At 67.2% G+C, this 13,425-nt stretch carries 10 protein-coding genes, 2 tRNA genes, 1 pseudogene and 1 other annotated feature; of the genes and pseudogenes, 10 read left to right on the top strand and 3 right to left on the bottom strand.

The genetic code is table 11. The annotated features are described in order from the left end of the window. Window positions 1–87: 87 nt before the first annotated feature. From EZE58_RS13815 to EZE58_RS13805, 3 genes are all read left to right on the top strand, one after another. Window positions 88–693 (top strand): disulfide bond formation protein DsbA, encoded by a 606-nt coding sequence (locus tag EZE58_RS13815; RefSeq protein WP_167560737.1) that lies wholly within the window; start codon window positions 88–90, stop codon window positions 691–693. Between the two features lie 110 nt (window positions 694–803). Continuing rightward, entirely contained in the window at window positions 804–1,277 is a 474-nt protein-coding gene (locus tag EZE58_RS13810; RefSeq protein ID WP_009375377.1) for a ribose-5-phosphate isomerase, read from the top strand. A 37-nt stretch (window positions 1,278–1,314) separates the two neighbouring features. Further along, complete coding sequence (locus tag EZE58_RS13805) at window positions 1,315–2,427, top strand: alcohol dehydrogenase catalytic domain-containing protein (protein ID WP_167560735.1); 1,113 nt, start codon at window positions 1,315–1,317, stop codon at window positions 2,425–2,427. An 86-nt stretch (window positions 2,428–2,513) separates the two neighbouring features. Here EZE58_RS13805 and EZE58_RS13800 read toward each other — a convergent pair whose 3' ends face one another. Both EZE58_RS13800 and EZE58_RS13795 read right to left on the bottom strand, forming a co-directional pair. Beyond that, window positions 2,514–3,752 carry a PQQ-dependent sugar dehydrogenase gene (locus tag EZE58_RS13800; protein ID WP_082834905.1) on the bottom strand — a complete coding sequence of 413 codons (1,239 nt, stop codon included), beginning with the start codon at window positions 3,750–3,752 and terminating at the stop codon, window positions 2,514–2,516. 120 nt (window positions 3,753–3,872) lie between these two features. Then, a tRNA-Pro gene (locus tag EZE58_RS13795) sits at window positions 3,873–3,946 on the bottom strand. Window positions 3,947–4,072: 126 nt separating this feature from the next. Between EZE58_RS13795 and EZE58_RS13790 the strand changes: the two genes are divergently transcribed. The 7 genes from EZE58_RS13790 to EZE58_RS13760 all read left to right on the top strand — a co-directional run bounded on the left by EZE58_RS13790 (window position 4,073) and on the right by EZE58_RS13760 (window position 11,539). Next, a tRNA-Gly gene (locus tag EZE58_RS13790) sits at window positions 4,073–4,146 on the top strand. A 153-nt stretch (window positions 4,147–4,299) separates the two neighbouring features. Further along, window positions 4,300–5,607 (top strand): hypothetical protein, encoded by a 1,308-nt coding sequence (locus EZE58_RS13785; protein ID WP_063249755.1) that lies wholly within the window; start codon window positions 4,300–4,302, stop codon window positions 5,605–5,607. A gap of 203 nt (window positions 5,608–5,810) precedes the next feature. Then, window positions 5,811–7,175: a trigger factor gene (tig, locus tag EZE58_RS13780; RefSeq protein ID WP_063249758.1), complete on the top strand. Its 1,365-nt coding sequence runs from the start codon at window positions 5,811–5,813 to the stop codon at window positions 7,173–7,175. Window positions 7,176–7,413: 238 nt separating this feature from the next. Then, on the top strand, window positions 7,414–8,010 hold the full coding sequence (locus EZE58_RS13775; RefSeq protein WP_009375387.1) for an ATP-dependent Clp protease proteolytic subunit: 597 nt from the start codon (window positions 7,414–7,416) through the stop codon (window positions 8,008–8,010). A gap of 26 nt (window positions 8,011–8,036) precedes the next feature. Beyond that, window positions 8,037–8,678 carry an ATP-dependent Clp protease proteolytic subunit gene (locus tag EZE58_RS13770; protein ID WP_063249760.1) on the top strand — a complete coding sequence of 214 codons (642 nt, stop codon included), beginning with the start codon at window positions 8,037–8,039 and terminating at the stop codon, window positions 8,676–8,678. 272 nt (window positions 8,679–8,950) lie between these two features. Continuing rightward, window positions 8,951–10,237: an ATP-dependent Clp protease ATP-binding subunit ClpX gene (gene clpX, locus EZE58_RS13765; protein WP_009375390.1), complete on the top strand. Its 1,287-nt coding sequence runs from the start codon at window positions 8,951–8,953 to the stop codon at window positions 10,235–10,237. A 15-nt stretch (window positions 10,238–10,252) separates the two neighbouring features. Further along, the gene (locus tag EZE58_RS13760) at window positions 10,253–11,539 is read left to right on the top strand and encodes an MFS transporter (RefSeq protein WP_063249763.1); all 1,287 of its coding nucleotides are present in this window, start codon (window positions 10,253–10,255) and stop codon (window positions 11,537–11,539) included. A gap of 599 nt (window positions 11,540–12,138) precedes the next feature. Here the strand turns inward: EZE58_RS13760 and EZE58_RS13755 are convergent. After that, window positions 12,139–13,370, bottom strand: a pseudogene (locus EZE58_RS13755) (IS3 family transposase). Then, window positions 12,970–13,098: a sequence feature (AL1L pseudoknot), on the bottom strand. It overlaps the preceding pseudogene by 129 nt. Window positions 13,371–13,425: the final 55 nt, after the last annotated feature.

Genomic DNA, 13,425 nt, shown 5'->3' with positions numbered 1-13,425 from the left:
GACGGGTGGGCGCCGACTTGGTAGATTGGCCTCGGAGATCGCGGAGGCCGCTGCGGCCCCCGCCGCCGCTGAGAACGAGGAGTGAGAATGAGCAGAGAGACCCTTGACCTGTGGTTCGACACGGCGTGCCCCTGGGCGTGGATGACCTCCCGGTGGGCCCTCGAGGTCGCGAAGGTCCGCGATGTCGACGTCCGCTTCCACCCGATGAGCCTCAACATCCTCAACCGGGATCGTGAGCTGCCCGAGGACTACCGGGAGCTCATCGACCGCACCCTGGGACCGATGCGCGTGGTCACAGCGGCGATCGCCGAACACGGGGAGGAGATCGCCGAACCGCTCTACACCGCGATCGGCACCCGCATCCACCCCGGTGGGGAGAAGGACTTCGACAAGGCCGTCGCCGAGGCGCTCGCTGAGCTCGATCTTCCGACCTCCCTGATGGACTACGCCGACCGCGACGACTACGACGCCACCCTGCAGGCCTCCCACGACGAGGCGCTCGCGCTCGTCGGCGACGACGTCGGCACCCCGGTCTGCCGGGTCGCCGGCACCGCATTCTTCGGTCCCGTCGTCACGCCCGCTCCGAAGGGCGAGGACGCCGGTCGCCTCTTCGACGGCGTCCTCGCCGTCGCCTCGACGCCGGGCTTCTTCGAGCTCAAGCGCACCCGGGACCAGGGTCCCGTCTTCGACTGACGAGACCGCCGCCCAGGGGCGGCGCCCGTCTCCCGGCACCCCCGGGAACCACCGCAGCCCGGACAGCCCGGGACCCGCACCCCGGCCAGGCCGGGAACGAAAGGAACATGATGAAGGTCCACCTCGGAACCGACCACGCTGGGTTCGAGTTCAAGGAGATCCTCAAGGGCCACCTCGGCGAGGCCGGCTATGAGGTCATCGACCACGGTGCGCTCGAGTACGACGCCCTCGATGACTACCCGGCGTTCTGCATCGCCGCCGCCCAGGCCGTCGTCGACGATCGGGCGGCGGGACTCGACTCGCTCGGCGTCGTCATCGGCGGCTCCGGCAACGGGGAGCAGATGGCGGCCAACCTCGTCACCGGGGCGCGGGCGGCACTGGCCTGGAATCCGGAGATCGCCAAGCTCGCCCGCGAGCACAACGATGCGCAGATCGTCGCCGTCGGCGCCCGCCAGCATTCGGAGGCCGAGGCGCTGGCGATCGTCGACGCCTTCCTCACCACGCCGTTCTCCGGCGACGAGCGGCACTCGCGACGCATCGGCATCATGGCCGCCTACGAGGACGACGGTCAGGCCGGGCTGTGAACATCGCGGGCGCGAGGGCCGGTGTGAGGGGCCGGGCATGAGGATCGAGGGGGCGGTGCTGCGGGAGATGCGGCGCCCGCAGCCCTATGCCGACTCGCGGCCGCTGACGGTCGAACCGCTCGACCTCGACGACCCGGGCCCCGGCGAGGTCCGCATCCGGCTCACCGCCGCCGGGGTCTGCCACTCCGACCTCTCCGTCGTCAACGGCAACCGCCCGCGGCCCCTGCCGATGCTCCTCGGTCACGAAGGCGCAGGCGTCGTCGAGGCCCTCGGCGAGGGGGTCGACGACCTCGAGATCGGCGAGCAGGTCGTCACGGTCTTCCTGCCCCGCTGCGGGGTGTGCGCCAACTGCCTCACCGACGGCAAGCTGCCGTGCATCCCCGGCAGCGCGACGAACGCGGCCGGCACCCTGCCCTTCGACGGACACAGGGTCCGCCTCCACGACGAGAAGGGCGCCGAGGTGCTCCACCACCTCGGCGCCTCCGTGTTCGCCACGCACGCCGTCGTCAACCGGGCCTCCCTCGTGCCCGTCGGCGACGATGTGCCCGCCCCGATCGCCGCGGTCCTCGGCTGTGCGGTGCTCACCGGCGGAGGGGCCGTGCTCAACGCGGGAGCCCCCGGACCTGAGGACGAGGTGATGATCGTCGGCCTCGGCGGGGTCGGGATGGCCGCCCTCATCACGGCGCTCTCGATCGAGACCGCCGGCGTCATCGGCGTCGATGCCAACCCCGACAAACTCGAGGCTGCGAAGGAACTCGGAGCCGTCGAGGCGTACACTCCCGAGACCCTGGGGGAGCGGAAGGCCCCGATCGTCATCGAATGCGTCGGTCATCCGCGCGCGTTCGAGACCGCATTCGCGGCCACCGCCGTCGGCGGGACGACGGTCACCGTCGGCCTGCCCTCCCCGGACGCGGAAGCCCGCATCACCCCGGTGACGCTCACCGCCGAGGCCCGCACGGTCGTCGGGTCCTACCTCGGTTCGGCCGTGCCCAGCCGGGACATCCCGATCTACGCGCAGCTGTGGCGGGAGGGGAAGCTGCCGGTCGAGGAGCTCATCTCCGACACCGTTGCGCTCTCCGAGATCAACACGGCCTTCGACGCCCTCGCCGAGGGGCGCGTCATCCGGCAGGTCATCGACTTCACCCGGTGAGTCGACCGGTCATCGACGTCACGGCGTGAGGCGGCAGGTCATCGACGTCACGCGGTGATCCGGACGAGATCATCGGGACGGCGCCGTCAGTCCGGCGGCGGGATCCGGAGGATCCGATCGTCGCCGGGGGCGGGACTGCCGCGACCGTCCGTGTTGTTCGTGAGCATCCACAGCTGACCGTCGGGAGTCGTGACGACATCGCGGACGCGTCCGTACTCTCCCTCGTAGCGGGTGCGGGACTGGGAGAGGTCGGAGACGGGGACCTCGCGCACGGACTGCCCGCGGAGGTTGGCGATAAGGATCGTGTTTCCGGTGATCGTCATGCCGCTCGGGCTCGCCTCGCCGGTCGACCACTGCTGCACCGGATCGATGAAGTCGGAGCCCTCTCCCGGGTCGGCCATGCCCTCGACGTCCGGCCAGCCGTAGTTGCCGCCGGCCTCAATGATGTTGAGCTCGTCCCACGTGTTCTGCCCGAACTCGCTCGAGTACATCCGTCCGGTCTCGTCCCACGCGATGCCCTGCGGGTTGCGGTGGCCGAAGGAGTAGACCGGGGAGCCGGGAAAAGGATTGTCCTCGGGCACCGATCCGTCGGGGTCGAGGCGGAGGATCTTCCCCGACAGCGCCTCGCGGTTCTGCGCGGATTCGCGGTCGCCGGCATCGCCGGCCGTCGCGTAGAGCTTGCCGTCGGGGCCGAAGGCGATGCGCCCGCCGTTGTGGTTGCCGGCCTTCGGGATGCCGTCGAGGAGCACCTCGGGGGAGCCGAGGGCGAATGAGCCGGGTTCGCCGTCGAGGGGGAAGCGCACGATCCGGTTGTCCTCGGCCGCGGTGAAGTAGGCGTAGAGGAAGTCCTCGTCTGTCGCGAGGCCGAGCAGACCGCCTTCGCCGGAGGCGGCAACCCCGGGAACGGTCCCGACCTCGCGCGCCTGAGCGGGAGCCGTCTCGGTGAGTTCGAGGATCCGCCCCGAGTCGCGTTCGCTGACGAGCGCGACGTCGCCGGCGAATGCGATCGACCAAGGGGCGGCGAGTCCCTCGACGACGGTCTCCGGTTCGGCGATGTCCGGGGCCCCCGCCGAGGCGGTCGGCTCCGCCGAAGTCGAACCCTCGGCAGGCGCCGATTCGGGGCCATACCCTCGGTCGGAGTCCGGAGTCGTGCAGGCCGACAGAACCAGGGTGAGAGCGGTGGCGAGGGCGGCGCATCGTGTCGGCGCGGTGCTGCCGGAGCGAGAGCGGGTTCTGCTCAGCGCGCCGGTGCGGGGCCGTGTCGTGGAGGTGCGGGGCGGTGTCGTGGAGATGAGGGGGCGGGGAGATGCGGACGAAGGCGCCATCGCGGGTCCTTTCCCGGGTGGTCGGAACACCATTGTCGCCGACGACCCCACCTCAGGGCGAGAGCCTGCGTCGCGACGAAAAGAGCCGTCCGGACCCTCTGGTCCGAACGGCTCACATCGTCGGGATGACAGGATTTGAACCTGCGACCCTCTGTTCCCAAAACAGATGCGCTACCAAGCTGCGCCACATCCCGCGACGGAATCAATCTAATCACACCCGCACAGCCTCTGCCCAATGTCTGCGGCGGTGGGTGAGGCACGTCACGAAAGGGCGATTTGGCGGCTGGTGAGGACCTCGGATATAGTCATACTCGCAGCACGGGGATGTAGCTCAATGGTAGAGCCTCAGTCTTCCAAACTGATGGTGCGGGTTCGATTCCCGTCATCCCCTCCACCGCCGGTCGGACCACCTGGTCCGGCCGGTTTCTGCATTCCCGGACGCTCTGCTCTGGTCCGCCGATGCTTCCGCGCGATAGTCTGACGCCCACCCCGGTCACTCGTCGCGGCGGCCCGTGCATCGCCCGTCGTCTCCTGCAGAGAGGCATCCATGGCCCCCGGATCCGCCCAGCGTCCCCTTGCGCGCCGCCGCGTGCTCACCGGGGCCCTCACCGGAGCCGGGCTCTTCGGCATCGGACTCGCCGCCCCGGGGCTGCCTGCCCGGATCGAGTCCCTGAAGAAGTCCGATCCCGTCCGCTCGGTGGCCGCCGCCTACGTCTCCGACTCCGAACGCGCCGCCCTCTCCTCTGCGGCCGCCCGCGACCTGCCGCCGCGCTCCCGGGTCCTGCCGGGAACCGGCACCCGTGCGGCCGCCGAACGCGAACGTGACTTTCTCGCCGTCGCCGTGCCGTGGCTCGCGAAGGTTCCCGAGCGCCTCGTCGACCTCGCCGTCTCCGCACTCCTCGACCTCTGGATCCTCAGCGACGACCTGCCCGGACCGGTGGCGAGCTGGTCAGGGGCGTGGCGCTACATCTGGCCGCGCGACACGGCGTTCGTCGCCGCCGCCCTTGCCGCAGTCGGACACGCGGAGCTCGCGTGGGGCCAGCTGCGCCACCTCCAGGCCCTCCAGGGTGAGGACGGATGGTTCGCCGCCCGCTACGACCCGGAGACCGGGTCCGTCCCCGACGACCGTGCGCCCCAGCTCGACGCCGTCGGTCTCGTCCTCTGGTCCATCGCCGAGGTGGCTGCCGCCTCAGCGCGTCCGCTCTCCGAGCTCGAGCCGATGATCGACCGCTCGGCCGCGCTGCTCGACGAGCTCACCGGCAGCGGTCGCACCCTGCCACCCGTCTCACCCGACTACTGGGAGGTCGGGGAGGGCCGGATCACCCTCGGCATCGCCGCGCCCACCCTCATCGGACTCCGCGCTCTCACCACCCTCGGTGACGCGGGCACGGCCGAGCGGCTCGGCGAGAGGACAGCGGTCGCGGAAGCGTTCGCGGAGACGTTCGCCCGCACCTTCGGTGCCGGAGGACTGCAGCGCTACCCGAGCTCCGGCGGTTTCGACTCCGCGGCGGCCTACCTGCCCGCTGCGGGGATGGGTCCCGACCTCGTCGATGCCGCGGCTCTCGACCGGATGGGCGAACGGCTGCGGCAGCCCGCAGGCGGCATCCGACCGGGGACCGGCTGGATCCTCGACGACGCGAGCTGGACCCCGTCGACCTCCCTGCTCGCCCTCGGGTACGCCCGCCTGGGGGAGCGTGCCCGCGCCGAGGCGGTCCTCGACTGGCTCGCCGGCCATCGGACCGCGTCCGGTTCGCTGCCGGAGAAGGTCGACGGCGAGGGGATGCCGGTCTCCGTGGCACCGCTGGCATGGACAGCCGCGAACGTCGTCCTCGCCCTCGACGCGCTCCGCGGCTGAGTGGGCTGTCCGCACCGGCGATTGCGCCGGGCGCGAACCCGGGTCCGGCCGCCTCGGCGGGTTTCGTGTTTTGGCGCTCCGGTCAAGTAGGATGGGTGACTGCATTGCGCGGACATGGTCCATGTCCGTCCACTCACCGGTCCCATGACCCTGCAGGGTCGTGCCGACCCCGAGCATGACTGTCGATTCTGAAAGGTCACACTGTGAAGAGCTCCGTCGAGCAACTCGACCCGACCCGGGTCAAGATCAGCGTGGAAGTCCCTTACGCCGAACTCAAGCCGAGCGTCGACGAGGCCTACAAGACCATCGGTGCCCAGGTCACCGTTCCCGGTTTCCGGCAGGGCAAGATCCCCGCGCGCATCATCGACCAGCGCATCGGACGCCCGACGGTGATCCAGGAAGCGATCAACAACGGACTCGACGGCTTCTACCGTGACGCGGTGGAGGAGAACGACCTCAAGCCGCTCGGCCAGCCCGAGGTCGAGATCTCCGAGGTCCCCGGCCTCGACGGCACCGAGGACGGCGACCTCGTCTTCACCGTCGACGTCGACGTCCGCCCCGAGATCACCCTGCCCGCCTACGACTCGATCACCGTCGAGGTCGACCCCATCGAGGTCACCGACGCCGACGTCGAGAACGAGCTCGAGCAGCTGCGCTCGCGCTTCGGCACCCTCACCGCTGTCGACCGCCCGGCCGCCAAGGACGACTTCGTCACCCTCGACCTCGTCGCGAAGATCGACGACGAGGAGATCGACTCGGCCTCCGACATCTCCTACCAGGTCGGCGCCGGCACCATGCTCGAGGGCATGGACGAGGCCCTCGAAGGCCTCTCCGCCGAGGAGTCGACGACTTTCGAGACGACGTTCGCCGGCGGCGAGCACGAAGGCGAGTCCGGTGCTGTGACCGTCACCCTCAAGGCCGTCAAGGAGCGCGAGCTGCCTGAGGCCGACGATGACTTCGCCCAGCTCGCCAGCGAGTTCGACACGATCGACGAACTCCGTGAGGACCTCAAGGTCCAGGCCGGCAAGCAGAAGGAGTTCGCCCAGGGTGCCGAGGCCCGTGACAAGGTCCTCGAAGCGATCATCGCCGCCGTCGACGTGCCGGTCCCGGCCAAGATCGTCGCCGACGAGGTCGAGCGCCACCTCGAGTCCGAGAACCGGGTCGACGACGACGAGCACCGCGCCGAGGTCACCGAGGAGACCGAGCGCAACCTGCGCACGCAGTTCGTCCTCGACGCCATCGCCGAAGCCGAGAACGTCGAGGTCACCCAGCCCGAGCTCATCGAATACCTCATCTCCGCCTCGCAGCAGTACGGGATGAACCCGAACGAGTTCGCGCAGATGCTCGACAACTCCGGCCAGGTCAACGCCCTCGTCGGCGAGGTCTCCCGGCGCAAGGCGCTCGCGGCGGCACTGGCCGGCGCGGTCGTCAAGGACACCGACGGCAACGTCGTCGACATGGAGGAGTTCACGACTCCCGCCGGCGACGCCGAGGAGTCCGCGGACGACGCAGCCGACGATGCCGAGGCACCTGCCGCAGACGAGCAGGACGACGCTGAGCAGAAGTGACCACTGACCGCCTCGGCGAGTGAGTGCGACGGCGGGCACGGGGAGACCCGGGCCCGCCGTTTCGTCATTCACACCCCTCGCCGAGGCGGGGGCGCAGTCCCCGCGCACACCGGATCACCCCCGTATCACGCTGAGGGCGAACACGGGTGAGCGGGGGGACTAAAAGGGACTGCCGACCAGTTAGAGTCCATAGCAACCGATCACGACCAATCAGGAGAGAAACGTGAGCGCACACGACATGACAGCGCCCGTCGGCCTCGACGCCGGTGGGGGCATGGGCCTCGACGACCACATCTTCAACCGTCTGCTCAAGGAGCGGATCATCTGGCTGGGCTCGGAAGTGCGTGACTCCAACGCCAACGCGATCTGCGCGCAGATGATGCTGCTGGCAGCCGAGGATCCCGACTCCGACATCTGGCTCTACATCAACTCGCCCGGCGGCTCGGTGACTGCGGGCATGGCGATCTACGACACGATGCAGTACATCAAGCCCGACGTCGCGACCGTCGCGATGGGCATGGCCGCCTCGATGGGTCAGTTCCTGCTCTCCTCCGGCGCCAAGGGCAAGCGGTACGCGACCCCGCACGCGCGCATCCTCATGCACCAGCCGCTCGGCGGCATCGGAGGAACGGCCACGGACATCAAGATCCAGGCCGAGCTCATCCTCCACATGAAGAAGCAGATGGCTGAGCTCACCGCCGAGCAGACGGGCAAGTCGCTCGAGCAGATCCTCAAAGACAACGACCGCGACCACTGGTTCACCGCCGAGGAGGCCCTCGAATACGGCTTCATCGACGATGTCGTGACCCAGTCGTCCGAAGTCACCGACAACTGACGGGAAGACAGAGAAGAATGAACTCGATGAATCTCATGCCAGGCGGGGCCGCGGGCCAGATGCCGGTCTCACGGTACGTCATGCCCCAGTTCGAGGAGCGCACGCCCTACGGCTTCAAGCGCCAGGACCCGTACACGAAGCTGTTCGAGGATCGCGTGATCTTCCTCGGCGTGCAGGTCGACGACACGAGCGCCGATGACATCATGGCGCAGCTGCTCGTCCTCGAATCGCAGGACCCCGACCGCGACATCACCCTCTACATCAACTCGCCGGGCGGCTCGTTCACCGCGCTCACCGCGATCTACGACACGATGCAGTACATCAAGCCGGAGATCCAGACGGTGTGCCTCGGCCAGGCAGCCTCGGCCGCGGCAGTGCTGCTCGCCGCGGGCACCCCGGGCAAGCGCCTCGCTCTGCCCAATGCCCGCGTCCTCATCCACCAGCCCTCGATGCAGGGTCAGGGACAGGGACAGGCCTCGGACATCGAGATCCAGGCCGCCGAGGTGCTGCGGATGCGCCAGTGGCTCGAGCAGACGCTCGCGAACCACTCGAACAAGACGGCCGAGCAGGTCTCGAACGACATCGAACGCGACCTCTTCCTCACCGCCGAGCAGGCGAAGGACTACGGTCTCGTCGACCAGGTGCTCACCTCACGTAAGGGAGCCTGATTCCCCGCAGGGGAGTCTGACCTCCCGCCGGGGAGTCCGAGCGCTCTCGCAGCGGGCCCGGGCGATCACTGATCGCCCGGGCCCGCTCGTCGTCCGCGCACGGTCCGACCATACCGTCCGACCAGGAGCGTCGGCTCCGGGCGCCCTGGATGCGACGACACACCGTGTGACACCGCGCAGGGACTGTGTCAGTGTCATGTGGGAAGCTATTGAGGTACAGGAAACACGAGCGGTAGAGTTGGGGCCAAGTGCCCTGGCGAAAGGTTGTGACAGTGGCTCGCAGTGCGGACGGAGCAGATCTGCTCAAATGCAACTTCTGTGGCAAATCACAGAAGCAGGTTCGGAAGCTCATCGCCGGACCTGGGGTGTACATCTGCGATGAATGCATCGGCCTGTGCAACGAGATCATCGAAGAGGAGCTGAGCGAGTCGACGGCCGACCATGCCGAGCTCGAACTGCCCAAGCCGCGGGAGATCTTCGACTTCCTCCACGAGTACGTCGTCGGACAGGATCCGGCGAAGAAGGCCCTCTCGGTCGCCGTGTACAACCACTACAAGCGCATCCGCGCCCTCCAGGGCAGTGACGATGCGAAGACGCTCGGGTCGTCCGAGTCCGACGTCGAGATCTCGAAGTCGAACATCCTCCTCGTCGGTCCCACCGGCTCCGGCAAGACCTACCTCGCCCAGACTCTCGCGAAGCGTCTCAACGTCCCCTTCGCCGTCGCCGATGCGACCGCGCTCACGGAGGCCGGCTACGTCGGCGAGGACGTCGAGAACATCCTCCTCAAGCTCATCCAGGCCGCGGACTTCGACATCCAGCGCGCCGAGCACGGCATCATCTACATCGACGAGATCGACAAGATCGCCCGCAAGTCCGAGAACCCGTCGATCACCCGTGACGTCTCCGGTGAGGGCGTGCAGCAGGCGCTGCTGAAGATCCTCGAGGGCACGCAGGCCTCCGTGCCGCCGCAGGGCGGGCGCAAGCACCCGCACCAGGACTTCCTCCAGATCGACACGACGAACGTCCTCTTCATTGTCGCCGGTGCCTTCGCCGGGATGGAGGAGATCGTCGCCGGCCGCAAGGGCAAGCACGGCATCGGCTTCGGAGCGCTGCTCCAGTCGAAGAACGACGACGAGGACCTCTACGCGGACATCCTGCCCGAGGACCTCCTCAAGTTCGGCCTCATCCCCGAGTTCATCGGCCGCCTCCCTGTCCTCGCGACGGTCTCCAACCTCGACCGCGCAGCACTCATGTCGATCCTCACCGAGCCGAAGAACGCCCTGGTCAAGCAGTACCAGCGGATGTTCGAGTTCGACAACGTCGAACTCAGCTTCGAGACCGAGGCGCTCGAGGCGATCGCCGACCTCGCGCTCCTGCGCGGCACCGGTGCGCGCGGACTGCGCTCGATCATGGAAGAGGTCCTCCAGCCGATCATGTTCGACGTGCCCTCCCGTGAGGACGTCGCCGAGGTGGTCGTGACCAAGGACGTCGTCGAGAGCAATGTCGCCCCCACCCTCGTTCCCCGGGAAGAGACGCGGACGCGCAAGAAATCTGCCTGAGCGTGTCACGCGCAGATGAAGCTGTTCGCTGACACCAGACCGCTCAGATACGACAACTACCGCCGGCTGTGGCTGGCCAACATCGTCACCGTCCTCGGTGCGCAGATGACCGTTGTCGCGATCCCCGCCCAGATCTTCCACATCACCGGCTCGTCCGGGTACGTGGGTCTGAGCGGGGTCTTCGGCCTCGTGCCCCTCATCGTCTTCGGACTCTGGGGCGGATCGCTCGCCGACGTCATCGACCGGCGCAAGCTCCTCATCGTCTCCACCGCCGGGCTCATCGTCACCAGTGCCCTGCTCGCGGTGCTCGCGATCATCCGGATCGACAATGTGTGGCTGCTGCTGAGCGTCTTCGCACTCCAACAGGCCTTCTTCGGTCTCAACCAGCCGGCGCGAGGGGCGCTGCTGCCGACGATCGTGCCGCTCGCGCTCCTGCCGGCGGCGAATTCGCTCAACATGACGGTCGCGACCCTGGGTGCGGTCGCCGGTCCCGTCATCGGCGGAGCGCTCATCCCCGTCTTCGGGTATCAGATGCTCTACATCCTCGACGCGCTCTTCCTTGCCACCACCCTCTATGCCGTGGTGAAACTGCCCGCGCTCATCCCAGGAAAGCAGCCGGACACGCGCTCCGGGTTCAAGGGCGTCGTCGACGGCTTCCGCTACCTGGGGACGAACACCGTCGTCATGGTCTCCCTCCTCGTCGACGTCATCGCCATGGTCTTCGGGATGCCGCGAGCACTGTTCCCGCAGATCGCGACCGAGACCTTCGGCGGGCCCCCGGAAGGCGGCATCGTCTTCTCCCTCCTCTTCGCCTCACTTGCCGCAGGCAGTGCTCTGGCGGGCATCTTCTCCGGGTGGGTGTCGAAAGTCGAACGCCAAGGCCTCGCGGTCATCGTCGCGATCCTCGTCTGGGGTGCGGCGATGGGGATCTTCGGCTTCTCACTCGAGTTCGCTTCCGGCTTCTGGACGGCGGCTCTCATCGTCGCCCTCTTCGGCCTCGCCCTCGGCGGGGGAGCCGACATCATCTCCGCGGCGTTCCGCTCGACGATGCTCCAGGAGGCGGCGAGCGATGACATGCGCGGGCGGATGCAGGGAGTCTTCATCGTCGTCGTCGCCGGCGGCCCGCGGATCGCGGACATCGTTCACGGCTACGCAGCGGAGGCTACGAACACGACGATCGCCTCGGCGGGAGGCGGCATCGCCGTCATCGTCCTCGTCCTCATCTGCGCTGCGGTCTTCCCGGCGTTCCGCCGCTACAGCGTCGACCGCGGGGGACCGGACGACCTTCGCACCGTGGCGTAGCCGACGTCCCCGCGGGGACGTGCGCCTCGGGGTGACGACGCGAGAAGCAACGCTGATGTACAGCGATATCCGAACACGAATCGATGAGAAGGTCGCGGATATATTACGTTCCTGTGGAACCAATGCTGGTGAGATCTCCGCTTTCCTGACAAGCCCGCGGATGTGCGCGATTGTCATGAGACGTCGATATTTCATCAATTCCTTAACAGGGCCGCCAGCAGGTAATGATCGATGTAGCGTCGTTGGTGCATAACACCTCACAAGAAACGACAGGAATGACACTTCCAAGGACGCTTTTCGCAGCTACGGCAGCAGTTGCCGCACTCTCCCTCGCTATCGGCCCTGCGCACATCGCGTCAGCCGGTCAGCCTACCGGGTGAATCGCTGTCCATGACCGGCACAAAGCGATCAAGGAGGTGAGGTGCGTATGACTCACGATCGGAAGGAATCCCTGTCAAGCGGCGAGCTCAGGAACGAGCACCTCAAGAAGTTCGGGATCAAAGTGGCTCTTCGCAGCTGAGAGTGTAGTCGGGTTGGGCGCGTCGGTCGCTGGATAGTGTCAAGCCCCGGGTTTCGTAGAGGCTCCTATTCTTGGTTTCCTAAGCAGCCGCGGGTTCTGTCCCGGACTGGTTGATCCATTCGGAATGGACCTCGACGGGCGGTCGGTAGTTAATCGCTGAATGCAACCTGGACTGGTTGTACCAAGCCACCCACTTCGACGTCTCCGCCATCACCTCGATCAACCCCGACCACCCCTTCCGGTCGATGAGTTCGGCCTTGTAGACCGAGTTCAGCGCCTCGGCCATGGCGTTGTCGTACGAATCCCCACGCGACCCCACCGACGCCACGACCTCGGATTCCGCCAGGGTCTCGCCATAGCGAATCGATCGGAATTGCACCCCGCGATCCGAGTGGTGCACCAGCCCGGAAACGTCTTCACCGGCCCGATATTTCGCAGCGAGAGCCATCGTCAGAGCGTCCCTGGCCAGGGACTCCCGCATGTGGTTCGTCACCTGCCAGCCGACGATCTCCCTGTGGAAGACATCGAGGATGAACGTCGTGTATACCCACCCAGCAGTCGTCGGAACATAGGTGATGTCCGCGACCCATAGACAATTGGGTGCCGGTGCTGCGAACTCACGCTCGACAAGATCATCCGGACACTCCTCAGCCCTAGCCGAAGCCGTCTTCGGGCGCTTCCTCCTGCGTCGAATACCGTCGATGCCTAACTGGCGCATCAACCGCTCCACCGTGCAGCGGGCCACCGGGCCGAACTGATCCGCGTACTCGCGGTTGATCGCCTTCCACATCTTCCGCACCCCGTAACACGAGTAGTTCGCCTCATAGACATCCTGGATGACGACCATCAGCGCCTGGTCTCGGCGGGCCCTGGCCGATGGTTCGCGTTTCTTGAACGCGTAATACGAGCTCACAGCAATCCGTGCCGCAGTCCCGGACAGGGCGCGTACGATTGGCTCGACTCCGAACTCGTGACGATTGTCGTCGATGAAGACGACAATCACTTCGATGGGCGGTCGAGCTCCGCCGCGAAGAAAGCCGACGCTCTCTTCAAGATCTCGTTGGCCCGCTTCGCTTCAGCCAACTCCGCCCGCAGCCGACGGTTCTCCGCTTCCAAATCGACTGACTCAGTCGGTGTGGCCTTGCCGGAGTCTTTGTGCTTACGGACCCAGACTCGCAGGGTCTCTTTGCTCAGACCGAGCTCGCCGGCGACACGGGTGATTGCCCCGTTCGCCGTCTCCGGATCGGCCTGAGCATGAATGACGAGTTCGACGGCGCGAGCCTTGAGTTCGTCGGTGTATTTCACTGGCAAGAGAGAATCTCCTTCTTCCAATCTCCCTGCCTCTATTATCCCCGGGGCGATTCAT

This window comes from Brevibacterium sp. LS14, from assembly GCF_012027885.1.
GTDB classification, from domain to species: Bacteria; Actinomycetota; Actinomycetes; order Actinomycetales; family Brevibacteriaceae; genus Brevibacterium; species Brevibacterium casei.
The sequence above is the reverse complement of the archived record's forward strand: the minus strand, read 5'-3'. Positions and strand labels throughout refer to the sequence as shown.